General features: G+C 70.9%; 16 protein-coding genes. 8 read left to right on the forward strand and 8 right to left on the reverse strand.

Features of this window, described 5'->3' with window-relative positions; genetic code table 11:
* The first annotated feature begins 260 nt into the window (after positions 1 to 260).
* Both Cco03nite_RS16805 and Cco03nite_RS16810 read left to right on the forward strand, forming a co-directional pair.
* Complete coding sequence (locus Cco03nite_RS16805; RefSeq protein WP_203693042.1) at positions 261 to 3,290, forward strand: 3-keto-alpha-glucoside-1,2-lyase-like domain-containing protein; 3,030 nt, start codon at positions 261 to 263, stop codon at positions 3,288 to 3,290.
* A 233-nt stretch (positions 3,291 to 3,523) separates the two neighbouring features.
* Positions 3,524 to 4,165: a LamG-like jellyroll fold domain-containing protein gene (locus Cco03nite_RS16810; RefSeq protein WP_203693043.1), complete on the forward strand. Its 642-nt coding sequence runs from the start codon at positions 3,524 to 3,526 to the stop codon at positions 4,163 to 4,165.
* Here Cco03nite_RS16810 and Cco03nite_RS16815 read toward each other — a convergent pair.
* On the reverse strand, positions 4,128 to 5,966 hold the full coding sequence (locus Cco03nite_RS16815) for a VWD domain-containing protein (protein ID WP_203693044.1): 1,839 nt from the start codon (positions 5,964 to 5,966) through the stop codon (positions 4,128 to 4,130). The genes Cco03nite_RS16810 and Cco03nite_RS16815 overlap by 38 nt on opposite strands.
* A gap of 307 nt (positions 5,967 to 6,273) precedes the next feature.
* Here Cco03nite_RS16815 and Cco03nite_RS16820 point away from each other — a divergent pair, with 307 nt between their 5' ends.
* Positions 6,274 to 6,792: a Calx-beta domain-containing protein gene (locus Cco03nite_RS16820; protein WP_203693045.1), complete on the forward strand. Its 519-nt coding sequence runs from the start codon at positions 6,274 to 6,276 to the stop codon at positions 6,790 to 6,792.
* Here Cco03nite_RS16820 and Cco03nite_RS16825 read toward each other — a convergent pair.
* Positions 6,789 to 9,758: an AfsR/SARP family transcriptional regulator gene (locus Cco03nite_RS16825; protein ID WP_203693046.1), complete on the reverse strand. Its 2,970-nt coding sequence runs from the start codon at positions 9,756 to 9,758 to the stop codon at positions 6,789 to 6,791. The two genes, Cco03nite_RS16820 and Cco03nite_RS16825, sit on opposite strands and share 4 nt — an antisense overlap.
* A 255-nt stretch (positions 9,759 to 10,013) precedes the next feature.
* Between Cco03nite_RS16825 and Cco03nite_RS16830 the strand changes: the two genes are divergently transcribed.
* Positions 10,014 to 10,787: a 2-phosphosulfolactate phosphatase gene (locus Cco03nite_RS16830; RefSeq protein WP_239167433.1), complete on the forward strand. Its 774-nt coding sequence runs from the start codon at positions 10,014 to 10,016 to the stop codon at positions 10,785 to 10,787.
* A gap of 43 nt (positions 10,788 to 10,830) precedes the next feature.
* Here the strand turns inward: Cco03nite_RS16830 and Cco03nite_RS16835 are convergent, their stop codons facing one another.
* Positions 10,831 to 11,559, reverse strand: coding sequence for a neutral zinc metallopeptidase (locus tag Cco03nite_RS16835; protein ID WP_203693048.1), 729 nt, complete (start codon positions 11,557 to 11,559; stop codon positions 10,831 to 10,833).
* A 185-nt stretch (positions 11,560 to 11,744) separates the two neighbouring features.
* Between Cco03nite_RS16835 and Cco03nite_RS16840 the strand changes: the two genes are divergently transcribed.
* Positions 11,745 to 12,146: a hypothetical protein gene (locus Cco03nite_RS16840; RefSeq protein WP_203693049.1), complete on the forward strand. Its 402-nt coding sequence runs from the start codon at positions 11,745 to 11,747 to the stop codon at positions 12,144 to 12,146.
* A 40-nt stretch (positions 12,147 to 12,186) separates the two neighbouring features.
* On the opposite strand, the gene uvrA is transcribed toward Cco03nite_RS16840, so the two are convergent.
* Positions 12,187 to 14,715, reverse strand: coding sequence for an excinuclease ABC subunit UvrA (gene uvrA / locus Cco03nite_RS16845; RefSeq protein ID WP_203693050.1), 2,529 nt, complete (start codon positions 14,713 to 14,715; stop codon positions 12,187 to 12,189).
* 134 nt (positions 14,716 to 14,849) lie between these two features.
* Between uvrA and Cco03nite_RS16850 the strand changes: the two genes are divergently transcribed.
* The gene (locus Cco03nite_RS16850) at positions 14,850 to 15,329 is read left to right on the forward strand and encodes an SPW repeat protein (protein WP_203693051.1); all 480 of its coding nucleotides are present in this window, start codon (positions 14,850 to 14,852) and stop codon (positions 15,327 to 15,329) included.
* A gap of 114 nt (positions 15,330 to 15,443) precedes the next feature.
* Here Cco03nite_RS16850 and Cco03nite_RS16855 read toward each other — a convergent pair whose 3' ends face one another.
* Positions 15,444 to 17,915 (reverse strand): ATP-binding protein, encoded by a 2,472-nt coding sequence (locus tag Cco03nite_RS16855; RefSeq protein ID WP_203693052.1) that lies wholly within the window; start codon positions 17,913 to 17,915, stop codon positions 15,444 to 15,446.
* Positions 17,916 to 18,283: 368 nt separating this feature from the next.
* Between Cco03nite_RS16855 and Cco03nite_RS16860 the strand changes: the two genes are divergently transcribed.
* On the forward strand, positions 18,284 to 19,408 hold the full coding sequence (locus Cco03nite_RS16860) for a trypsin-like serine peptidase (RefSeq protein ID WP_203693053.1): 1,125 nt from the start codon (positions 18,284 to 18,286) through the stop codon (positions 19,406 to 19,408).
* 251 nt (positions 19,409 to 19,659) lie between these two features.
* The gene (locus tag Cco03nite_RS16865; protein ID WP_203693054.1) at positions 19,660 to 20,778 is read left to right on the forward strand and encodes an alpha/beta hydrolase; all 1,119 of its coding nucleotides are present in this window, start codon (positions 19,660 to 19,662) and stop codon (positions 20,776 to 20,778) included.
* Between the two features lie 85 nt (positions 20,779 to 20,863).
* Here the strand turns inward: Cco03nite_RS16865 and chrA are convergent, their stop codons facing one another.
* The 3 genes from chrA to Cco03nite_RS16880 are packed head-to-tail and all read right to left on the reverse strand — an operon-like array spanning position 20,864 to position 23,226.
* Positions 20,864 to 22,264, reverse strand: coding sequence for a chromate efflux transporter (gene chrA / locus Cco03nite_RS16870; RefSeq protein WP_203693055.1), 1,401 nt, complete (start codon positions 22,262 to 22,264; stop codon positions 20,864 to 20,866).
* A gap of 33 nt (positions 22,265 to 22,297) precedes the next feature.
* Complete coding sequence (locus Cco03nite_RS16875; RefSeq protein WP_203693056.1) at positions 22,298 to 22,732, reverse strand: chromate resistance protein ChrB domain-containing protein; 435 nt, start codon at positions 22,730 to 22,732, stop codon at positions 22,298 to 22,300.
* Positions 22,729 to 23,226 carry a Chromate resistance protein ChrB gene (locus tag Cco03nite_RS16880; RefSeq protein WP_203693057.1) on the reverse strand — a complete coding sequence of 166 codons (498 nt, stop codon included), beginning with the start codon at positions 23,224 to 23,226 and terminating at the stop codon, positions 22,729 to 22,731. The genes Cco03nite_RS16875 and Cco03nite_RS16880 overlap by 4 nt, the downstream gene beginning before the upstream one ends.
* Positions 23,227 to 24,007 lie beyond the last annotated feature (781 nt).

The raw sequence follows: 24,007 nt of genomic DNA on the forward strand, positions 1-24,007 counted from the left end.
AAATCGGGAAAGGGTTTTCCCGACGGTGGGTAGACGCTAATCTCCCGCGTAGATGAACGTCAACGTTTCGATGTGATGTCCGAAGAAGGGCCACTCTCGCCGACCCCCGGAGGTAGTTCGACGAAGCGACAGCAGTGAGCTCACCTGTGAAGACGACGTGGCGGCGCACGTCCATCCGCGTCAGGCAACCCGCCTGATCCACCCGACATCCGGGCCTGCGCTCGCGCTGCTGCCCGGGTGCGATCGCGAGAAGGATCGCCATGAGTTCTCCACCCGTCCCTGAAACCGCCCGCCGCCGCCGCGCCTCAGCCCTCGCCCTGGGGCTGAGTCTGGTGGTGCTGTCCGTGTCCGCGCCCGGACCCGCCCACGCCGCGATCCCACCCCAGGATCCCGGGGTCACGTTGCGCACCTACGGCCTCGGAGCCGATCTGACCGTGCTGTGCACGCTCAAGCCCGGGCAGACCCCCAACTACGACAAGCTGATGCCGGTGATCAACTGGTCGACCCAGACCGACTTCGGCATCGCCGACAGATTCCTCACCCAGGTCATCGCGAACATCAACATCACCACCGCCGGCTCGTACGCCTTCCGGCTCACCAGCGACGACGGCTCCCGCCTGCGCATCGACAAGAGCACCGTCGTCGACAACGACGACTCCAACAGCAGCTTCACCACGGTCGTCAACCACGACGGCGTGCACGGCACCTCGTCCAAAGACGGCACCGTCGACCTGTCCGCCGGCTACCACAAGCTGCGCATCGAACACTTCGACAACACCGGTGGGCAGGCGCTCAAACTGGAATGGCAGCCACCGGGCACGACACAGTTCGTCGTCGTGCCGACCACGGCGCTGAGCACCGAAGCCGGAGTCACCCGGGTGACCGCGCCGGGGACCAAGGAATGCGTCGAAGGCGGCGACACCCCGGGCGACGGGCTGCCACTGAACGCGGTGCACCCCAACTACGCGCTGACCGACCTGCGTCCCAGCGGGTTCCAGCCGAAAGTCACCGGCATGGACTGGCTGCCCGACAACCGGCTGGCCATCACCACCTGGGGCGGCGACTACGGCACCACCCAGCCGCTCGGCGAGGTCTACCTGCTGGGCAACGTCACCGGCGCCACCTCCGCCGCCCAGGTGACGGTGAAGAGGATCGCCACCGGCATGCAGGACCCGATGGGCATCAAGTACGTCGACGGCAAGCTGTACGTCTCGGAACGGTCCCGGCTGGTCGAGCTGAACGACACCAACGGCGACGAGATCATCGATACCAAGCGGACGGTCGCGACCTGGCCGTTCGGCGGCACCTACCACGAGTTCGCGTTCGGCCTGCTGTACAAGGACGGATACTTCTACCTCAACCTGTCGGTCCAGATCACCCCCGGCGGGCGCACCACCAGACCGCAGCTCGCCGCCAACCGCGGCACCGCGATCAAGGTGAACAAGGCCACCGGACAGGTCGAGTACACGGCAAGCGGGCTGCGCACCCCCAACGGCATGGGTTGGGGTCCCGAAGGCGGCATCTTCGTCACCGACAACCAGGGCGACTGGCTGTCGGCCAACAAGCTGGTACAGCTCAAGCCAGGCCGGTTCTTCAACCACTACAACGACCCGGCCGGTCCGTTCGACTCCAACGCCGTCACCCAGCCGGTCCTGTGGCTGCCGCACAACGAGATCGCGAACTCGCCGAGCACCCCGATCATGCTCACCCAGGGCCAGTTCGCCGGGCAGATGCTGTTCGGTGACGTCACCTACGGCGGCATCCAGCGCGGCTACCTGGAGAAGGTCAACGGCGAGTACCAGGGCGCGGTCTTCCGCTTCACCCAGGGGCTGGAGGCCGGCATCAGCCGGATCACCCTCGGCCCCGACGGCGCGATCTACGCCGGCGGCATCGGCGACGAACGCGCCAGCAGCAACTGGCGCCAGCAGGGCAAGCTCCGCTACGGTCTGCAGAAGCTGACCCCCACCAGCAGCAACGCCTTCGACATCCTGGCGATGCGGGCGGTGGCCGGCGGCTTCGAACTCGAATACACCCAGCCGCTGTCGGCCGCGACGCTGAGCTCGCTGACGTCTCGGTACCAGGTCCAGCAATGGCGCTACACCCCGACCTCGGCCTACGGCGGGCCGAAGGTCGACCTGGAGACGCTGGGCGTCACCTCGGCGATCCCCTCGGCCGACGGCAGGAAGGTCACCCTGCGGATCAACGGCTTGGAAGCCGGACGGGTGGTGTACGTGCACTCGCCGCGGCCGTTCAGCTCGGCTTCCGGGCAGTCCCTGTGGAGCACGGAGGCCTGGTACACCCTCAACGCGCTGCCCGGCAGCACCTATGAGGCCGAGCAGGCGGCGCTCAGCAGCGCGAACGTAGGAACCGAACACGCCGGGTACAGCGGGACCGGGTACGCCGACTTCGCCGATGCGGCCAACACCGGCGGATATGTCGAATGGACGGTGAACGTGCCGACCGCGGGATCCCACTCGCTGGCATTCCGGTACGCCAACGGCAAGACCGTCGACCGGCCGCTGGCCATCGCGGTCAACGGCACGGCACTCAGCCCGGCGCTGTCGTTCCCGCCGACGGGCGCGTGGACCACCTGGCGAACCGCGTCGCTGGCCACGACGCTGCCGGCCGGGCAGGTCAAGATCCGTGCGACCACGACGGGCGCCAACGGCAGCAACCTCGACCAGCTGGTCGTCACTCCGGTGTCCCGTATCGCACTGTTCGACGGCACCGGGCTGGCGGCGTGGGAGCACTCGGACGGCAGCCCGGCGACCTGGCCGGTGTCCGGAGGGTCCATGGAATCGCTGGGCGGGAACATCCGCACCAGGGCGAAGTTCGGCGACTTCAAGCTGCACGGCGAGTGGCTGGAACCGGCCTACCCGCCGGAGGTCACCGGACAGGCCCGCGGCAACAGCGGGTTCTACCTTCAGGAACGCTACGAGATCCAGGTGCTGGACTCCTACGGTGACACCACCCTGGCCAACAACGAGGCCGGAGCCATCTACCTCAAGCGAGCCCCCGACCGGAACATGGCCACCGCGCCCAACACCTGGCAGACCTTCGACATCACGTTCCGCGCCGCGCGGTTCAGCGCGACGGGCACGAAACTCGAAGACGCCAGGGTCACCGTGGTGTGGAACGGCGTCGTCGTCCACAACAACGTCGCCGTCAACGGCCCCACCGGCAACGGCCAGCCCGAAGGGCCGACGCCTGGCCCGATAGGTCTGCAGGACCACGGCGACCCGGGCGCGAACCCCCGCTTCCGCAACATCTGGATCGAACCGCTGAGTTGACGCACACCCTGGTGCCGCCGCTCTCCGCGCGGCGGCACCAGAGTGCTGAGCCACGTGATCGCCACCGCAGAACCATCCGGAGAAACCGGGTCAAGCTCGATCAGGATTCGTCGTGTCGGTGAGGGGCCGACTGGTGGGTCGCGTCGGCCCCGTGTGTCGTCGAGTGCCAGCAGGGCAGTGCCGGTGCCCGTCCGGCGGTATCCTCCCCGAATCGATGCCAATCGTGAGGAAACGTGAAACGTCTGGCGGTCGCTCTCGCGGCGACGCTGATCGGCTCGCTCCTGGTCGCGCCCGGTCCGGCCGCGGCCGCCGCCGAGTCGCTGAAGACCCTCGCCGCCGCTTCACGCGGCGGCACCGGGCCGCTCATCGGCTCCGCCATGCGGCACAGCGCGATGGGCGACGACGCGTACACGCAGCGGGCGGCGCAGGAGTTCAGCCTCATCGCGCCCGAGAGCGAGTTTGTGTGGGGGTCTGTCAACCGGGGTGCCGACCCGGCCAACCCGTACCACGGTGTGTACGGGTTCGATCGGCTCGACCCTGTCGTCGACTTCGCCAGAACGAACAACCAGACCATCATCGGTCAGCACCTGGCCTGGCACACCGACATCCCGGTCTACGACGCCGGGGCCGGCCAGATTCGCCTGTACGTCAACGGCCGGCTGCAGTCGTCGCGGTCAGGTGTGACCTCGTGGGCGGCGAACAATACCCTGCGCATCGGCCACGCTCTGGAGGGTCTGCGGTTCCTCGGCGGGATCGACGATGTGCGGCTGTTCCAGAAACGGCAAGATCCCCGCTGGCCGGCCGGGTTCCGGCCGGCCAGCGGGTACTGGTCAGGTGCTATTGGCGGGGGTTGCCGTCGAGTACCGGAGGAGTAGCGCCGACATAAGCCTGCGCAGCCCTCTCGCCGAGCACCGCGACGTCCAGGGTGCAGTTGTCGAGCCAGGCCTGGTGGATCTCGGCCCGGACACAGACGGCCTGCGCCTGCTGGCGGAGGTCCTGCGGCAGGTCGTTCACGAAGAACGGCCGGCTCGGGGTGCCGTTGGGGATCTGGCCGCTGCAGGGAGCGAGCAGAGTGGAGGTCGGCGGGACCCGCCAGCTCTTGCCGTAGACGTTGTACAGGTCGTTGAACGACAGCGGGACGTTGAACACGGTGCCGTCAGCCGCTTCGAGCTTGGTGGCGTCGTTGTTCGGGTTGCCGAGCAGGCCGCGTACCGTCGTCGGCCAGGTGCCCAGGCCCACCGACAGGTCGACGTGGGTGGGGTTGACCTGGGCCTTCATGCTGTCGCCGGCTTCGTTGACGACGGTGTAGGTGTTGCCGCTGCGGTTGACGACGACCCCGCCCGGCACGGCGAGCTGGCCTGAGGTGAGGGTGGTCAGGTTGCCGTTGACGTAGAGCTTCGGGCCCAGTGCCACGACGACGCTGGTGCTGCCCGTGCGGGCGCCGACGCAGGAGTTGACCGAGGCGTTGGGCCAGTTCGGGGCGCCGGACACCTTGCGCGACTCGACCTGGAAGCCCGTGCCGGTACGCGCTTCGACGAAGTCGCCGCTGGCCTGGAAGTCGTAGGACAGCCCGGAGAAGGTGTGCTGGTGGGTGTCGCCGATGGCGGTGGCGTACGCGCAGTTGGCGGTCGAGGAGTTGGTCGTGTTCTCCGTGAACACGATGGCGGGGCCGGGCGGTCCGGCGGGCGGCGGGGCAGAGCCGAAGCTGAGGTTGTTGGTCTCGCCGGTGAAGCCCTGGGCCACGCAGATGGGTGCGGCGGTGCCGCCGTAGTTGATGCGGGTCCGGACGGTCAGCGACGCGCCGGGGTTGAAGTTGGCCTGGAATCCGCCGCCGTCGCCGAACACGTTGAACTCGGCGATCTTCCAGCCCGCGGCCGCGTTGACGTAGTTGCCGCCGGCGATCGTGTAGGCGGTGAGCCCGACGAACGTGGTGACGCTGTCGCTGCCGGGGTTCGCCGTGCCGGACACCCGCAGGTTGGCCAGGTTCGTGATCGGCTGCATGGGCACCACCGCGCCGAAGGGGCTGTTGCGGTAGCAGTGGATGCCGTAGGTGAACCACCCGGCGGGGCAGGGGGCGCTGTAGAAGATGAGCCAGTACTGGATGAACGACAGTCCGCTGGTGCCGTCCTGCGCGTAGATGAACTGCTCCCAGCCCCGGCAGTTCGGGTCGGGCGAGGCCGCACAGGCGGTGCTGACGAAGAAGTCGGTGTTCAGCTGCAGCGAGTACGCGTTGGCCACCGGGGCCCCCACGCCGTTGGGGGGACTGCTGACGCTGGTGACACCCGAGACGTTGTCGAACGAGCCGATGGCGTTGAAGATGAACCCGCTGGGCGCCTTCGCCGAGAGGTCATCGCCGTTGCCCACCACCATGGGCCGCGGACCGGTGCGAGGGCCCATCGGAAGAGCCGGGCGGGGGACCATCGGGTTTTGCGACGGCGTGGCGCACGCCGACTCCTGCCACGCGAGGGCCGGGTAGGTTGCCTGGTAGCAGCCCTTCGTGGGCCTGGTGAGCTGTGAGATCCTCGTCTGCCAGGTCTGCTGGGCGGCCATGGTGGGTTGCGCGTCGATCGCTGCGCTGGCCTGCGCGGCTCCCGTGGACACCAGCAGCAGGGCCGCCATGGTGACCGCGGTCAGCACCCGGTGCCTCGTGGTTCGTGTGGGGCGGGACAGCCTCATCGTTCTCCTCCCGAGTCTTGTCTGTGGGGCACCAATCAGGACAGCAGGCAGCGGCTGTGATCCAGCTGCGAAACGGTTGCCGCCCGCCGGGATCGGCATCGACAGCCGACGCCGGCCGCGCCGGCGACAGGACAGACCTGCAGGTCGCCCGCTCGACGCCGGCCGGGTGGCACGTGCCGGCGGGTCGATCCGGAGCCGTCACAACCGATTCACAACCGCCGTTTCGTAGCCTGGCCGTGGCCGTCGACGTCCCCAACCCGCCGTCGGACTGGCCACGGCGAGAAGAGGCGGCCGGAAAAGGCGTCCCGTGATACGACTGCTCCGCCTGCCGCTGCTGACCGCGGCCGCCGCCGCGACGCTGACGGCGATGATCCTGCTTGCCGGCAGCCCGGCCGGCACACCGATCCGCCCCGTGAACGTGACCGTCTCGCTGAGCCCGGTGCCGTCTCCCAGCCCGTCGCCTTCCCCGAGCCCGTCACCGGGCTCGGGCTGCGACGGCTGTGTCCAACCGACGGACACCCTCTGCTGGGAAAGTCACCCGCGCTGCTTCGTGCTCGTGGTGCGGGTGCCGGCCCGCGCCAACGCGGTCACGGCACGCTTCAAGACCGTCGGCATGACCGCCCGGCCGGGGATCGACTACGTCGGGGTCGACTCCGGAACGCTGGTGATCCAGCCGAACCAGTCCTCGGCCGAGATCTCGATCCAGCTGATACCGAATCCGAACGCGCGCGAGGACCGGACGTTCGGCGTCGAGCTGTTCGAGGTGTCGGGCGCCGGGTTGATCAGACCGATGGCGACGGTGACGATCAGGCGCTCGCGCGGCTAACGGGCTTCGGCTCCGGCCTGCCCGAACAGTTCGGCGGCCAGCTCGTCGTGGTGACGCGCCTGCGCAGTGCGTTCGGTGCGGGCGGCGAGCTGGCCCAGGTCGCGGTGGATCGCGGCGGTCTCGTACGGGTCCGGGGCCAGCTCGCGCGCCGACAGGGCCAGACTGAGATGTTCGCCGGCCGCCGCGGCGTCGCCGGCCGCGAGATCGATGCGGCCCAGGTTGGCCAGCGCGATCGCCTCCTGGTGCGGGTCGGCCTGCTGCCGGCTGAGGGTCAGCGCCTGGAGGAAGTACTCGGTGGCCGAGGTGAACTGCTGCCGGGCGAATTCGGTCAGCCCGAGGTTGTTCAGCGTCTCGGCCTGGTAGCGGCGGTCGCCGGTCTGGCGCCGCAGGATCAGCGCATCGTGGAACCGGGCCGTGGCGAGCTCCCACTCGCCGCGGTCGCGGTGAGCCTGGCCCAGGCCGCCCAGCGCCACGGCCTCCAGCCGAGGATTGCCGATCTCGCGGCTGGCGGCCAGCGCGCGGCTGAGGTGGTCGAGGGCGAGGTCGGCTTGGCCCATGCGGACATAGGCGTCACCCAGGTTGCTCAGCGTCAGCGCGACGCCCAGCTCGTTGCCCTCGGCCAGGTGCAGCGCGAGCGCCTGACCGTAGGCGTCGACGGCTTCGGGAAAGCGCCTGGCGCCGGCGAGGGCGACCGCGATGTTGTTGCGCACGTGGGCCTCACCCCGCTTGTCGCCGTGGGCCTGCAGGACCTCCAGCGCCTGGTTCAGGGTGGTCAGCGCCTGGTCGAAGCTGCGGGTGGTCACGTACGCCACGCCCAGCCCGCTGCCCATCAGCCCCTCGGCCACCGGATCACCGGCGGCCCGGGCGGCGGCCAGACCGAGCCGGCACAGCTGGATGCGCTGGGTCCAGTGGCCACGGGAGTCGAAGAACCCGGTGACCAGGTAGGTCATCTGCCAGGCCGTGTCGGGGCGGCCGTGGTCCATCGCGCACGTCAGGACCGGCAGCAGATTCTCGCGCTCGCCGTCGAGGAACGACAGCGCGCGATCGGCGTCGGCCCGGAACGGCAGCGTCGGCGGAGGGTGGGCGACAGCGACGCGGACCCGGTCACGGCCACGGTCGACGATCTTGTTGGCGGCGTCGGCGACGGTCAGGTACCAGTCCAGGATCCGGTCCACGATGTCGGCGCGGGCCTGCTCGGACTCGCCGCGCTGGGCGCACTCGCGCGCGTACAGGCCGATGAGGTCGTGGAAGCGGTAGCGGCCATTGGCGATCTCGGTGACCAGGTGCACGGCGGCCAGCTCGTCCAGCGCCTGCCGGGCCGCGGTCGGTGTGACGTCGGCGGCCGACGCGGCCAGATGAGGGCCGAAGGTGGCACCCGGGTGCAGCCCCAACGCCCGGAACACCCGCGCGGTGACCGGCTCCAGGACCTCGTACGCCGTCGCGAAGACCGTCCGCAGGTTGCGGGAGTCACCTTCGACCGACAGCTCGTCCAGCCGCTCGCCGGTGGACAGCTCCTCGGCCAGGTCGGCGATGTCCCGCATCGGTCGGGAGGTCAACTTGGCCGCCGCGATCTGCAGGGCCAGCGGCATACGGTCGCACAGTTCGACGAGTTCGGCGGCGCTGTCGGGCTCGCGGCCCAGCCGCTGCGAACCCAGCACGCTGTCGAGCAGGTCCAGCGCCTCGTCGGGGCGCAGCGCATCGAGAGCGACGACCTTGACCGCATGATGGGTCTTCAGCGCGGTGAGCCGGTGCCGGGAAGTCACCACCAGCAGCGTGTCGGTGTTCGCCGGGACGAGCGGCAGGACCTGCGCCACGGTGCCGGCGTTGTCGGCCAGGATCAGCATCCGCCGGTCGCGGGTCAGCGAACGGTACAGCCCGACCCGGCCCAGCCCGTCGTCCGGGCCGCCACGATCGGGCTGGTCGAGGCCGGCCAGCACGTGTGCCAGCGCCTCGGTCGGGGTGACCGCCACCGCCGGGTCATGCCCACGCAGGTCGAGAAACACCTGCCCGTCAGGGAAGTCCGCGGCGGCCCGGTGGCCCCACTGCACGGCCAGGGCGGTCTTGCCCATGCCTGCCGCGCCGGAGATCACCACAACCTGGACGTCGGGGTCGGCGGCCGCGGCGTCCAGCTGCGCCAGCTCGTCGCTGCGCCCGGTGAAGTGCCCGACCGGGCCGGGCAACTCGGCCGGGCGGGGCCGCGGGCGGACCAGCGGCGAGGACACCTCGACCGGCGCCGGCCCATGCTGGTCGAGGACGGGATCGCGGCGAAGCATCTGCACGTAGAGGACGGCCAGTTCGGAGCACGGTTCGGCGCCCAGCTCCTCCCGCAGGTGGACCCGCAGCAGGTGGTAGAGGTTCAACGCGTCGTTGGTCCGCCCGCACCGGTACAGCGCCAGCAGCGCGAGTCCGACCAGGCGTTCGTGGAACGGGTACCGGGCCAGCAGCCGCTGCAGCTCGCCGACGGCCGCGACGTGCCGCCCCAGGCGCAGCTCGCCGTCCCACAGGTCGCAGAACGCGGCAAGCCTGACCTCCTCCAGCCGGATCAGCTCGCCCGCCGCCCAGCCGTACGCCTCGGCGCCGGCGAAGGCGTCGCCGCGCCACAGGTCCAGCGCCCGGTGCAGCCGGCTGACGGCCGCCGTGTCGGCGCCGTCGCCGAGTTCGGCGCGCGCCAGCCTGACCTCGCGTTCGAAGCGGTGCGCGTCGACGAGGCCGAGGTCGATGGTCAGCTGGTAGCCCGAGTCGTTCGTGTGCACCAGATCGACCAGGCCGCACTCGTCCAGTGCCTGCCGGAGCCGGGCGATGTGGCTGTGCAGGGTCTTCACGGCGGTGCGCGGCGGTTCGTCACCCCAGAGGCCGTCGACCAGCCAGGTCTTGGAGATCGTGTCAGGTGCGCCGAGTGCCAGCAGCCCGACCAGCGCGGGTTGGCGGTTTCCGGTGAACACTGCGTGGCCGGCAGGTCCGGTCACCTCGATCGGACCGAGCAACCGGATACGCGGCGCCTGCTCAGCCGGAGCTGATCTGGTCTGTGGCAAACCCGGCCTCCCTCGCGGACGCGCGAACGCAGACAGTTATCATCACCTATCTCTAGGTCGAGGATAGGCGGTGATCGACAAAGGCGACAACCGTCCCGCAGCCGAATGACAGAGGCCCGCGGCTGTCCGGCCCGAGTCTGTTCGGGTCCCGTCGCGCGGTCGGCCGAGCGAGTGCCGCATCATTTCCCGGTGATCACTCCTTATCAGCAGGCCGGTTACCGGGTGCGCGTCGACTGGGGTCCGCAGGGCGCCGACGCCGTGGGCGCCGGAGCCGCCTTGGTCGCGGTGGTGGACGTGCTGTCGTTCACCACGGCGCTGACCGTCGCCGCCGACCAGGGCATCGAGGTGTTCCCGTACCGGTGGCGCGACGCGCGGGCGTTCGAATTCGCCCGCAGCCACGACGCGCTGCTGGCGGTGGGCCGCTCCGAGGTGGGCCCGGCGCATCCGGTGAGCCTGTCGCCGGCGACCATCCGGTCCGCGGCCGGAGTACGGCGGCTGGTGCTGCCGTCGCCCAACGGATCGGCGATCACCCAGCGGCTGGCCGAGGCGGGCGCGACCGTCGTCGGAGTGTCGCTGCGCAACGCCGCGGCGGCCGCGGCCTGGACGGTCGCGCACCTGGCCGGGGCCGACGACGCCGTGGTGGCCGTCGTCGCCGCGGGTGAGCGGTGGCGGGCCGACGACACGCTGCGCCCGGCGGTAGAGGACCTGTGGGGCGCGGGCGCGTTCGTCGGCGCGCTGGCCGGCCACGGGTTCGGGCCGCTGTCGCCGGAGGCGGAGGTCGCCGCGGCGGCGTACCAGCGGGTGGCGGGCCGGTTGCCGCAGGCGCTGCAGGACTGCGCCAGCGGCCGGGAGCTGATCGGCTACGGATACCCGCAGGATGTGGCGATCGCGGCCGAGGTGGCCGGCAGCAGGGTGGTCCCGGTGCTGGAGGGCGTGAGTTTCCGGCCGCAGCGTCTGGCATGAACCAGGACCCGGCCGGTCGGCCGGGACCGCACGTGGTGGCCGTTCAGCTGAGCCGGCAGGCCTTCAGGGAGCCGTCATAGCCGGAGAAGAACGCGTCGGTGCGTTGCGCGACGGTGCCGTGCGACTCGGGCGCGAACCAGGGCTGGCCCTCGGGGTCGCCGACGGCGAGCAGTCCGCGCCGGAACTCGTCGAGGTCGCCGTCGGCGAGGCTGAGCAGGTCCCGGCGGACGGAGTCGCCGAGGTACGCGCCCGCCATGCAGTCGGCCTGGAGCTCGTGGTCGATCGCGTAGCGGTGCTCGACCCCGAGGCGGGCCTGGACGGCGTGGGCGTACTCGTGGCCGAGCAGGTAGAACACGAACGCGTCGCCGATCCGGCGGAACGCGGTGACGGCCCAGTCGGCGTCGTAGGCGATGAAGTCACCGGCCGGGCAGTAGACGGCGTTGTCGGCGGGGATGGGTTCGCGGCCGCAGGCCAGGTCGCCGGTGTCGCGGTAGGGCCGGACGGCGCGGACCGGCCCGAACGTCACCCCGGACGCTTCGAAGACGGCGGACCAGTACGTTTCGGCGAGGCTGACGGCGTCCCCCGCGTCCTCCTCGAACTCCTCGACGGTCTTGGTGCCGTCGACCTTGGCAGTCGGCGTGGCCGCGGGGGCGGGGGCCGTGGAGGTCACGTCCTCGGGCAGGGTCGGGTCGGGCAGCGCCCCGCAGCCGAGGGTCAGCACGGCGGCCGCGACGAGCGCGACGGTCCAGCGGGTGCGGTGGCGGGCGGGCATCGGCGGCGTCCTTTCAAGGGGTGTCCTCTGTTGTACCCTCCGATGCCCAATCCGCGCGGGTTCAGTCGGCGGCGGTGTGGTGAGGTGTGCCGCGTCGCCCCCAAGCCGTCAGCACACGGCCCTGAACACGGGAGTGGCGTTCGCGGGAGGTGTGTCTCCGGATCGGCCGGATCGTTGATCACGACATGAAGCCACGCGCCGTGTTCGGGGTCATCGCCCTGTCGGCCATGCCCTTGCTCCTGGCGACACCCGCTCAGGCCGCTGAGCCCGGGCCGCGCGAGGGGCTCGGAGGACTGGATATCGTCAGCGATCTACTCAAGCCCGGCGGCGACGACGACAGCAAGGTCGCGAACGGGGGGCCGGTCGGCCCAGGGCTCAGCGAGCTCGTCGCGATCGCAGAAGGCATCTTGACGAAGTACGGCATCACCAAGTCGTTCGCGGACATCCAGGACCTCGACGCAGGGATCCTCGCGATCGCTTCAGGCGTCCTCAACATCAACGGCAAGGACGGCATCATCGCAGCCCCGGGGAAACTCCTCGGCAATTCTCCTCCAAAGACCTCGAATCCGGATCCGGCGAGCCGATGAGGGCGGCGGAGGACAGCGCGCCGAACAGGGCCCGGACCGGCTACGGCGACCGACGTGCGCTGAGCCTCACCCTGGGGGCCAGGTAGCGGGCGGTGTGCCCGTCGGCTGCGGCGACCTGTGCCGGGGTGCCCGCCGCGACGATCCGGCCGCCCGCGTCGCCGCCGTCCGGCCCCAGATCGACGACCCAGTCGGCGGTCGCGGCCACGCCCATGTCGTGTTCGACGACGATCACGGTGTTGCCGGCGTCGACCAGGTCCTGGAGCTGGCCCAGCAGCAGCTCGACGTCGGCCGGGTGCAGGCCGGTGGTCGGCTCGTCGAGCAGGTACAGGGTGTGGCCGCGGTGGGCGCGCTGCAGTTCGGTGGCGAGTTTGATGCGCTGCGCCTCACCGCCGGACAGCTCGGTGGCGGGCTGGCCGAGCCGCAGGTATCCGAGGCCGACCTCGCGCAGGGTGACCAGGCTGCGCGCGGCGGCGGGCACGTCGTGCAGGAAGCGACCGGCCTGCTCGACAGTCATCGCGAGCACGTCGGCGATGGTCGCCCCGCGGTAGGTGATCTCCAGTGTCTCCGGGTCGTAGCGCGCGCCGTGGCAGTCGGGGCAGGTCGCGTAGGTGCCCGGCAGGAAGATCAGCTCGACGGTGACGAAGCCTTCGCCCTGGCATGTCGGGCAGCGCCCGGCGGGCACGTTGAACGAGAACCGGCCGGGGCCGTAGCCGCGGGCCTTGGCCTGCTCGGTGTTGGCGAAGACCTTGCGTACGGCGTCGAACATGCCGGTGTAGGTGGCGAGGTTCGACCGGGGAGTGCGGCCGATCGGCTTCTGGTCGACGCGGACGAGGCGGTCGAAGTGCTCCAGGCCGCGCACGTCGGCGGCGAGCACGTCGGAGTCGTCGACCGTTGCGAGGCCGAACTCCGCCTCGGCGGTGTCGTCGGGTTCGGCCGCCGCGACGCCGAGGTGGCGGGCGACGACTTCGGCCACGACCTGTGTCACCAGCGTCGACTTCCCGGACCCGGACACCCCGGTCACCGCGGTGAGCGTGCCCAGTGGCAGGTCGGCGTCCAGGTCGCGCAGGTTGTGCCGGTTGACGCCGCGCAACCGCAGCCAGCCCGTGGGCCGCCGTGGTTCGCGCCGCGGCGGGCGGGTCCGGCCGGGGAACAGGTACGGCCGGGTGGCTGAATCCGCGGCGTCGCGCAGCCCGGTGACCGGGCCGCTGTAGACGATCCGCCCGCCGGACTCGCCCGCACCGGGGCCGACGTCGACGAGCCAGTCGGCGCGGCGCACCACGTCCATGTCGTGCTCCACGACGAAGACCGAGTTGCCCGCGGTGCGCAGGCGGTCCAGGACCTGCAGGAGCGGCTCGGCGTCGGCGGGGTGCAGCCCGGCGGACGGTTCGTCGAGGACGTACACGACGCCGAAGAGTCCCGATCGGAGCTGGGTGGCGATCCGCAGCCGCTGTGCCTCACCCGGTGACAGCGTCGGCACGGGCCGGCTGAGCTGCAGGTAGCCGAGTCCCAGGTCGACCAGTACGCCGATGCGTTCGGTCAGGTCGGCGGCGAGTGCGCGGGCGACCTCGGTGCGCTCTCCCGACAGTGACGACTCCCAGGCGGGCTCCGGATCGGGCAGGGTCGCGGTGGGCCGCAGCACCTCGGCCAGCGCCGACAGCGGCAGCGCGACCAGGTCGGCGACGGTGCGCCCGGCGAAGGTGACCGCCAGCGCCTCCGGCCGCAGCCCGGTTCCGTGGCAGGTGGGGCACGGTCCGATGGTCACATGGCGCAGGGCGCGTTCGCGGTTGCGCTCGCTCTTGGAGTTGGCCAGCGTGTGCATGATGTGCGACCGGGCGCTCCAGAACTGGCCGTGGTACACGGCCTCGCCCCGGTCGCGCTGCGGGTGCACTTCGACGACCGGCTGGTCGTCGGTGTAGAGGATCCAGTCCCGCTGCGACTTCGGCAGCCGGTGCCAGGGCCGGTCCACGTCGACGCCGAGTGCGACGAGGATGTCTCGCAGGTTGACGCTCTGCCACGCGCCCGGCCAGGCCGCGACCGCGCCTTCGCGGATGCTGAGCGTCGGGTCGGGCACCATGAGCCGTTCGGAGACCACGTGGGTGCGGCCCAGGCCGTGGCAGGTCGGGCACGCGCCCGCGGCGGTGTTCGGGGAGAACGCCTCGGCCTCCAGCCGCTGCTCGGTGCCCGGCGGATAGGTGCCCGCGCGCGACAGCAGCAGCCGCAGCAGATTCGACAGCGTGGTCAGCGTGCCCACCGTCGAGCGGGCTCCGCCCGAGCCGCGGCGCTGCTGCAGCGCGACCGCGGGTGGTAGCCCGGTGATCTCTTTGATCTGCGGCGCGGGCAGCTGGTTCAGCAGCCGCCGGGCGTACGGCGCGACCGACTCGAAGTAGCGCCGCTGGGCCTCGGCGTAGATGGTCGCGAACGCCAGTGAGGACTTGCCCGAGCCGGAGATGCCGGTGAAAGCGACCAGAGCGTCGCGCGGCAGGTCCACGTCGACGTCGCGCAGGTTGTGCACCCGAGCGCCACGGACCCGGACGAACTGGTCGTGAGCCGGCGGCCGCGTCCTGGCCACACACCGAGGGTACCGCGGATCCCGCCTCGAGTTCACCGGCCCGCATGGCCCCGCAATAGGTCCTGACCAGCGTAAAGTCAGCTAAGGTCGGCCTTAGGAAGGTTGTTTGATGTTGTCGTTCGGAGGTGTTTAGCATGACTGTTCGAACCCCTCGCATCGAAGATCATCCGGACCTTGCGGAGCTTCGGCTGCGCTACGAGGAAGCCGCCGAAACCCCGACCGCACAGGTGGCGGAGGGTCTGACCTTTCTGTCGGGTCTCTACCTCGCCATCTCGCCCTGGGTAGTGGGCTTCACCGGCAACTCCAGCCTCACGGCGAGCAACGTCATCTGCGGTGTCGCGCTGGCCGTGCTGGCCCTGTGCTTCGCCACCATGTACGGGCATTCGCACCGGATCGCGTGGGTCGCCCCGATCATCAGCGCCTGGGTGATCGTCTCGCCCTGGCTGGTCAGCGGTCCCACACCGAGTGTCCGCGTCATCGTCAGCAACGTCATCGTCGGCCTGGTCGGCCTGGTGTGCACCATCGCCATGATGTCCGTGGGCAGGCGAAGGGTTGCCGACACGGCAGGCCTGAGGGCATCGGCGCAGTCGTACCGGGATGTGCCGCGGCCGTAGTCGCCGGTAGCCGGCCCTCGCCGGGTCGGATGCGGTGACCTGCTCTTCCAGCACGGGCGCACGGGCGGCTGTTTGGCGCTGCCGACGGCGGCAGCGCCAAACAGTGCTATCCAGTCACGGTCGGGCAGAGCTGGTCGCCCTCGCCGCAGGCCCGGTGGCGCGGACCAGCCGGTCGCGCACTCCCTCGGCATCGGGATGGCCGAGGTTGTCGAGGATGCGCAGGGCCCGCTGCCAGGTACGCGCGGCGCCTGCTCGGTCGCCCAGGGACCATCGGCTGTCACCGAGCCGGTGCAAGGTGTCCGCCTCGTCGTAGCGGTCACCGATCCGCATGATGAGGACCAGGGCCCGGTGGTAGCACGAGACCGCCCGGCGGTAGCGGCCGAGTCGGTCGTGGATGAAACCGAGGCTGTCCCAGGTGTTCGCCTCGCCGTGCCGGTCGTCGGTCTGGCGCAACAGCACCAGCGCTCGCCGGCAGTGGTCGAGCGCCGGCCCGTACTGGCCGAGCCTGGCGTGCGCCCACCCCACCCCGTTGTGCGCGCTGGCCTCTCCGGACAGGTGACCGGCGATCCGGTACAGCTCCAGGCCTTGCTGCGCGTGGTGCAGGGACTCGGCGTGACGGCCGAGCCGATCCAGCATCGCGCCGAACGCCCGGTGGGTCCGTGCCTGCCCGGTGTGGTCACCGAGTTCGCTGAAGAGCTTCAGCGCCGCGCGGTAGTGGCCCTCCGCCTCCTCCCGTTCGCCGACTCGGGCAAGCGCCCGGGCGAGGTCGCGGTGAGCGCTCGCCTGCCCGGGCCGCTCGCCCACCTGCTGTGCCGCGGCGAGGGCGGTTCGCTGGGCGGCGACCAGGTCCGGCCAGTGGCCTTGGCGCTGCAGGAAGTCCACCAGGGTCCGGGCCAGCCGCCAGGCGTGCCCTGCGAACCGGGCGCGTTCGGCGTGGGCGACCGCCGCCAGGAGCACGCGGTACTCGGCGGTGAACCAGCTCAGCGCGTGGCTGTGATCGGTGATCTCCTCGGGGGCTACCCCGGGTGGGGCGTCGGCCAGGCTGATCGGGTCCCAGCCAGGCTGCAACAGCAGCGCGGCCGCGTGTGCCGTGTGAAGGTAGTGGTCCAGGCCGCGCTGGATCGCCGTCCGCTGGACGTCGGGGGCGTCGATGCTTTCGGCCAGGTCGGCCGCGTACCCCCGCAGCAGGTCGTGGAGGTTGAACCTGCCGGGCGCGTGTTCGGTGACCAGGTGCGCATGGGCCAGTTCGGCCAGCAGCCGGTGCACCTGGATCAGGGGCAGCCCGGCCAGGCTGGCGGCGGCGGGGATGGCGGTGTCCGGCCCAGGATGGCAGGCGAGCAGCCGGAACAGGCGCGCGGCGGGCTGGCTCAGATGCCGGTACGACCAGGAGAAGACCGCCTGCACGTCGGTGCCGGCGTCGCCGCTGTTGAGTAGCCGCCTGGTCTCCCGCAACTCGGCGGCGAGGGTGGACAGCGGAAACGACGGATGTGCCGCTCCGCGGGCGGCGACCACCGCCAGCGCCAGCGGCAGCCGCGCGCACCGTTCGATCATATCGTTCACGGCCTGCGGTTCCGAGGTCAGCCGGTCCGCTCCGAGACGCCGTTCCAGAAACTGCCACGCCTCGTCGAAGGAGAGCAGGTCGACGGTGACCGGCCGAGCGCCCTCGGCGGCGACCAGGCCGCCGAGGCGGTTGCGGCTGGTCACCAGCACGAGGCACGTCGGGCTGCCGGGTAGCAGGTGGCGCACCTGCTCGACGTCGCGGGCGTTGTCCAGCACTACCAGCATCCGCCGGCCGGCGAGCAGGCTTCGGTACAGCCCCACCTGCGCGGGCAGGTGTATCGGGAGGCGTTCGGGCGGCACGTCGAGTGCCTCCAGGAACCCGCGTAGCGCCTCGGCGGGCGTCATCATGGAGCCGCTGGGGTCGAACCCGCGCATGTTGACGTAGAGCTGGCCGTCCGGGTAACGCTCTGCGGCGCGGTGGGCCCAGTGCACCGCGAGACTCGTCTTGCCGACCCCGGCGGTGCCCGACAGCACCACGCTCGTCGCGGCCGGCTCGGCTGCGCTGCTTCCACCGGTGGTGGTGGCGGCGTCGAGCTGGGCGAGCAGCTCCGCGCGGCCGACGAAGGCGGTCAGGGCCGGTGGCAACTGCTGCGGCACGGGAACACCTGCCGCCATGCCGTTCGCCGGTGCCCGCGCGGTGCCCGGTCCGGCCTGCCCGCCGGCCGGATTCATGCGACGTCGACCTTCCTCGACTTGGTCGCGCGCGGTGGCCAACCGGCCTTGCTCGGCGCTGGTGGCCCCGAGCAGCCGGGTGAGGATGTCGAACCGCTCGGTAGGGGGCAGGACGTTTCCCGCGAAGTACTCCCCGATGATTCCGTGGGACCAGCCGGTCTTAGCTGCCAGCTGCCGGTAGGTCAACAAGGTGCCGCCGTGCTGGCGTGCGTGGCGGTGCCGCAGCTTGCGCAGCAGCAGGGCCAGGTCCTGCACCGTCTGCGGTTCGCGGTCGACCGCGAGCGCGGAATGGGGTGCGTCGGGTGTCTGGTGGAACGCCTGCCGGGCACCGGGGCGCACCGGTTGGTCGTACATTCTGTCTCCCCCTGCCGGCCACCCGGCGGTCTCATGTGCTGACACCGCGGGTGGTCCAGCCTTTCTGGCATCACTGGAACATCGCCATCCGGACCCGTTGATAACGGATGAATGACGCATGGCCGGACCTGCTGAAGGCCGCCCGTGGCTGAGGTCGGGTGCCGTAGGTCGCTTGCGGACCACCGCGGCAATGCTCGACGGTGCCCTGCCGCCGCCCATGGCGATCCACCGCGCCAGTGCGGAGGCCTGTGCCACAGGTCCAGGTGTCCAACGATGTCCAACATCCCCATTGGACGGTCGTGCCATCGATAACAGTAACCGTCTGAGCGGATGTCGCACGGGCTCCGCCACAGGTTGGGAGAACATGAATGTCAGTCACAACGACCGGGCGGCAGGCTTCCGCGGCCCGGATCCTCGCGGCCGTCGCGTTGGCGGCCGGGGTAGCCCTGGCGGTGCCCCAGTCCGCTGCGGCCGCCCCCGACGATGCAGGTCTTTCGGCGAAGGCCGGCGTGACCGGAGGCGCGGTGGCTGTGCACGCCGAAGCGTGGACGGCCGGACGTGCGAAGTACGGGCGAAACGTCACCGCGGCCCAGGCGGTCGACGCGTTCTGGACGCCGGAGCGCATGCGCGCGGCCAGGCCGATCGAGGAGTCGCCCGAGTACGCCCGCGCGATGGCCATGGGCAGCGCGGCCGCGAAGGCCGCGGCGCCACAGGCGGCCACCGGCGCCCGTAAACCGACGGTGATCCCACCCTATGAAGGGGCCCTGGGCACCCCCAAGGGCGACGGCGCGTCGACCCTGGCCGTCAACCCGAACTTCGCCTCGTCCCACCCGACCGCGCGCACCAGCGGCAAGGCGTTCTTCGTGCTCGGCGGGCTCTCCTACCAGTGCTCCGGCACCGTGGTGAACTCCGCGGGAGCCGACACGGTGTGGACGGCCGGCCACTGCATCCACAGCGGCGCGGGCGGCCAGGCCGCCTCCAGCTGGGCGTTCGTGCCGGCCTACGACGACGACCTGGCCAACCCGCGGCCGTACGGCACCTGGACCGCCGTCAGCATCTGGACCATGAACGCATGGATCAACTCGTCGGCCCCGGCCGAGGACATGGGCGTGGCGATCATGGGCACGCTGAACGGCAACCACATCGTCAGCTACCTCGGCGGCCAGGGACTGTGGACGTTCGCCGGCACGCAGAACCTGCAGAACGCGTTCGGCTACCCCGCCCAGTCCCCGTTCGACGGCGGCAACCTGCTGCGCTGCAGTGGCTATTCCTCGCAGGAGAACGCCAACGTCTGGACCGAGACGATCAAGATCCCCTGCAACTTCAACAAGGGCGCGAGCGGCGGCGGCTGGCTGCTGAACTGGGACGGCAACTGGGGCCTGGTCAACGGGATCAACAGCCGCGTCGACAAGCTGCCCAACCCCACGATCGTCGCGTCGCCGTACTTCGACCAGACGGCCCTGGACCTGTACGACTTCACCAAGAACATGTGAGCTGTCCGCAGCCGCGGATCTCATGACGATGCTGTGGGAGTCACGTGACTCCCACAGCATCGCCATACATCGGGAACGGCATCCTTGTCGATCGTCACGGACCTGTCCGTGTGCGGGCGGTCGCGGGGCGGAGAGGACGCGTCCCAGGGCTCGGCCCCAGCGTCCCGCCTACGGCTGACTGTCGGATAGCCGAACCGGCGGCGGTCGCCCATCACACAGTGCGGCGGTCGCGGCGGCCGCATGCTCGGTCGATGGCGGACACTGCGGCCGGGCTGTCCCGGCGACGGGCAATGGCGGGCCTGGGCGGGCTCGCGGCACTGGCGATGCTGCCCGGCTGCCGGGAGGCGATCGAAGCGGCGGCCGACAGCTGCCCGGAGGATCCGGCCGAGTCCGGGGGCGTCACCTGGAACCCCGACATCGGCCGGCCCGTGTTCTGGGGCGTGCAGGACCTGACCGCGGCCACCCACGGCACGCCGCGTGACGTGCGCGTGTACTACCCGAGCTACGACGGCGCGACCGCGAACGCCCCCATGCTCAAGCTGTGCCTGACGAAGTGGCCGGTGGTGCTGTTCCTGCACGGGCAGCCGCCGCAGGGCGTGTCGAACACCGGCTACCACGCGCGCTGGGAGCGGTTCGCGGCGGTGCTGGCCCGGTGCGGGTACGTGGTGGTCGTGCCCAGTCACACCGCGGTCCTGTCGCAGGGCGCCGACGACCCGGCCATCGCGGCGGCGGGCGCGGACCTGACCTGGGTGCGCACTCAGTGGGAGCACCGGCGTTGGGTCGACGCGCGGGCGGAGTCCACCGCGGTGGTCGGTCACTCCTACGGCGGGGTGTTGGGCTCGCGGGTGATGGCGGCCAACCCAGGTTTTGCGGCGTTCGCCAGCCTGGGCGCGCCGTACGCGGAGCTGAACGACCGGCAGGCGGTGCTCACCGCGATCGGCCGGCCGACGTTCTTCGCCTGGGCCGACGGCGACGGTCTGGGCCTGGTCTTCGAGGACCTGGACCGGCCGACGAAGGTCTGGGACGGCCTGCCGCAGGCCCGCTATGCTGCCGTGTACCAGGGCGAGCACTTCGACTACCTGCGCGCGGCGGACACGGGTTCGGTCCTGCGCGGCCCGTGCCCGCTGGTCGGCGGTGCGATGGCGGACCTGGTCGCGCTGTTCCTGTCCACGCACCTGCCGGTGCCGCTGGGCCGTGCCCGGGTCGGCGACGACCTGAAACCGCCGCAGGTGGACCTGACCCCGGAGCAGGAGCGGTTCGCCGGCGCGCACCTGCAGGGTGTGGCGCAGTTCCCGGCGGCCCCTGGCTGCCGTCTCGACCTGCGCTGGAACCTCGACGGCCGGACCGGCTCCCGCCGCCTCGGCACCTGACACGTCAGCGGCTCCCCACCACTGGCATCGGCTCAGGCGACAGCCCGACCCGGCCGTCGTCGCCGGACTGCGAGGTGGGCACTGCTCAGATCAGGCTGAGCAGCCCGGCGCAGATGCCGAGCAGGGTGCAGAGGCCGAGCACCCGCAGCACGGACCACTTCGCCCAGAAGATCATCACAGCTGCGGCTGCTGCGATGACTGCTGCGGCCGGGCGCAGGCTGGTCGGATCGGGTAGCAGGAGGCTCAGGGGTCCACTGGTGATGGTGCGGGTGTCGGTGAACAGGGTGTGGAAGGCGAAGTAGAGGCCGAGGTTGGCGATGACGCCGACGACCGCTGCGGTGATGCCGGTCAGCGCCGCCGACAGGCTGTGGTTGGCGCGCAGCCGCTCGACGTACGGGGCGCCGAGCAGGATGAACAGGAAACATGGCACGAAGGTGACCCAGGTGGTCAGCAGTGAGGCGATGATCCCCGCGGTCCAGGGGTTGAGGCTGCCGGGGTGGTGGTAGGCGCCGAGGAACGCGACGAACTGCACCACCATGATCAGCGGTCCGGGCGTGGACTCGGCGAGGGCCAGGCCGCGGACCATGTCGCCGGCCGACAGCCAGGCATAGCGCTCGACGGCCTGTTGCGCGACGTACGACAGGACGGCGTACGCGCCGCCGAAGGTGACGACCGCGGCACCGGAGAAGAAAAGGCCCTGCTGAGTGAACACGCTGCCGGTGCCGGTGGTGGCGGCGACGATCGCGATCGGCAGGGCCCAGGCTCCCAGCCCGACGGTGAGGATGGTCAGTGCGCGCCTGGCGGAGGGGCGGTCGTGGTGCAGCGCGTCGTCGGGAATCAGCGGTGCCGGGCCGTCCTTGCCTTTGCCGTGCCCGCCACCGCCGGTCGCCACCAGCTGTGGGCGCAGACGGTGCAGGCCCCAGCCGGCCAGCGCCGCGGCGGCGATGACGACCGGGAACGGCACGCCGAACAGGGCGAGTGCTGCGAATGCGGCCACGGCGAAGCCGACCAGTGCCGCGTTGTGCAGCGAGCGGCTGCCGACGCGCCATACGGCCTGGGCGACCACGGCGACGATGGCGGGCGCGAGGCCGGTGAAGATCGCGGTGACGGCGGTGGTGTCGCCGTAGGCGACGTACAGCCCGGACAGGGCCAGCAGCGCGACCAGGCCGGGCAGCACGAACAGGGTGCCGGCGATGAGCCCGCCGCGGACGCCGTTGAGCAGCCAGCCGACGTAGATGGCCAGTTGCTGGGCTTCGGGGCCGGGCAGCAGCATGCAGTAGTTGAGGGCGTGCAGGAAGCGTTTCTGCCCGATCCAGCGCCGCTCGTCGACGAGGTGGCGCTGCATGACGGCGATCTGCCCGGCCGGCCCGCCGAACGTCTGCAGCGAGATCAGGAACCAGGTCCTGACCGCTTGGCGAAGCGGGATGACGTCGCCGGCCGCCGGCTGTGCCGTCTCGGTGCCGCCGTCTGTGCGGGTGGTGGTCATCATGGCGCTCCGCGGGGTGGCGTGGTCGTGGGCTCAGGCGGGGGTGCGGTCGAGCAGCAGTCCGCGGCGAAAGTACTCGTACAGGCCGTCGAACATCGGCCCCGTGATCGCGAGGATCTGCTCGTCGTCGGCGATCATCGACAGTCCGCGCAGGACCGCGTCCAGGCCTGGGGCTTCGGGCGCGTGGAAGCGTTCGTCGTCGAGGTCGGCCTCGTGCACGACCTCGGCGATCTTCCACAGCACCGGGTCGGTCACCTCGTAACGCCGCAGGATGGTCTCGAACGAGCAGTTCCCGCCGTGGTGGCCGAGTTCCACCCCGCGCATGTCGAACGGCGTCGCGCCGGCGGGCACCTCGGCGGGGTCGGTGACGAACACGAACGCCGCGTGCGGGTCGACGGTGCGGCGGATCAGCCAGGCGCACGCGGCACGGTCGATGTGGATCCCGGCTCGGGTGGCCCAGGCGCTCATACGTGCTGCTCCGTGGAAAGGTCGCTCGTCTGTGGTTCGGCCAGGGACTGCACGGCCGTGTGGGCGATCTGCCGCTGGGGCGGCGGGAAGTGGTCGCGGCGGCCGATGCGGCGCAGTTCGGCGCGCAGCCGGCGTAACACTCGTCGGCGTTCGGTTTCGTCGCTCGATGCGGCGGCTTGGGCCTCGGCGGCGATCTGCTCGTACTCGGCAGCCCGTGCCTCGCCCATCGCGGCGGCGATGGAGCGTTCCTGGGCGAGGCTGCCCGGTGCGGCGACCCAGATGGTGGCGGCGCCGCCGGCTTCGGTGACCTCGTCGGCGATCCAGTCGAGGTGCTCGCGGGTGCGGGCGTCGGCGGGCAGCGCGACCAGCCCGTCGCCGAGCCTGGCCACGCCCAGGGCTTCGAGTTTGCGCCACACCGCGATCCTCGGGCGCGACGGCTCACGCGGGATGCGGTAGGCGAGCAGCACCCAGGTTCCGACCGACCCAGCACTCATTACGGCAGTGTAACCATGGTTACAGCATATGGTGCGAGGTGGGACCGCTCGCCGCGGTGGTGGGCCGGCAGGTATGCCGGGGGCCCGCATCTGTTTGGAGACTGAAAGCGATCTGAAAGGGGGTGAAGGTCGGCGTCGGACGCGACGGGTCGATCGAGGGGCGGGATCTGCGGGGGAGCCGATCTTCCGGTCGCCGCCGTCGCTCATGCGGGACTCGGCGCACAACCGGAAGGAAGCGCTGGCCACCGTCGCGATCCGGAACAGGTCGTTGGTGATCACGGCCGATGCGAAGCTGCTCGACGATCCCGACACGACCTTCCCGGTCACCATCGACTCGGCGCCGGCGCAGCTCGGCAAGTTCGCGTGGGGCGGGGTCTACTCGGGCAACGCCGGTCGCGCGTACTACAACAGCACCGCCGACCCGAACGGCACCGCGCAGGTGGGTCTGTGCAACTGGTCCAACCGCAACGGTCGTCGGCGTCGCCCGCACCTATTTCAGTTCGACACTCGCTGGCTGGGTGGCAAGGAGTTCATCAAGGCGTGTCAACACCGTCGCGGTCTACGACGAGGGCAACTCGAGCCACTGGCGCGAGTACGATCCAGGCCGCACCGTGCTGTACGTCGAATACAACACCAAGCCGAACAAGCCCACCGAGCTGTCGGTGTCGCCGCGGACCGAGGGTCACCAGCGACGTGTATCCCGCCGACAACCGTTGGCATGGGGGCACCACGGTTGCCGGCGTCTTCACGTTCACGCCCGACTTCGCCGCAGGCGAGCTGC

It is taken from the genome of Catellatospora coxensis (assembly GCF_016862635.1).
Lineage (GTDB): Bacteria > Actinomycetota > Actinomycetes > Mycobacteriales > Micromonosporaceae > Catellatospora > Catellatospora coxensis.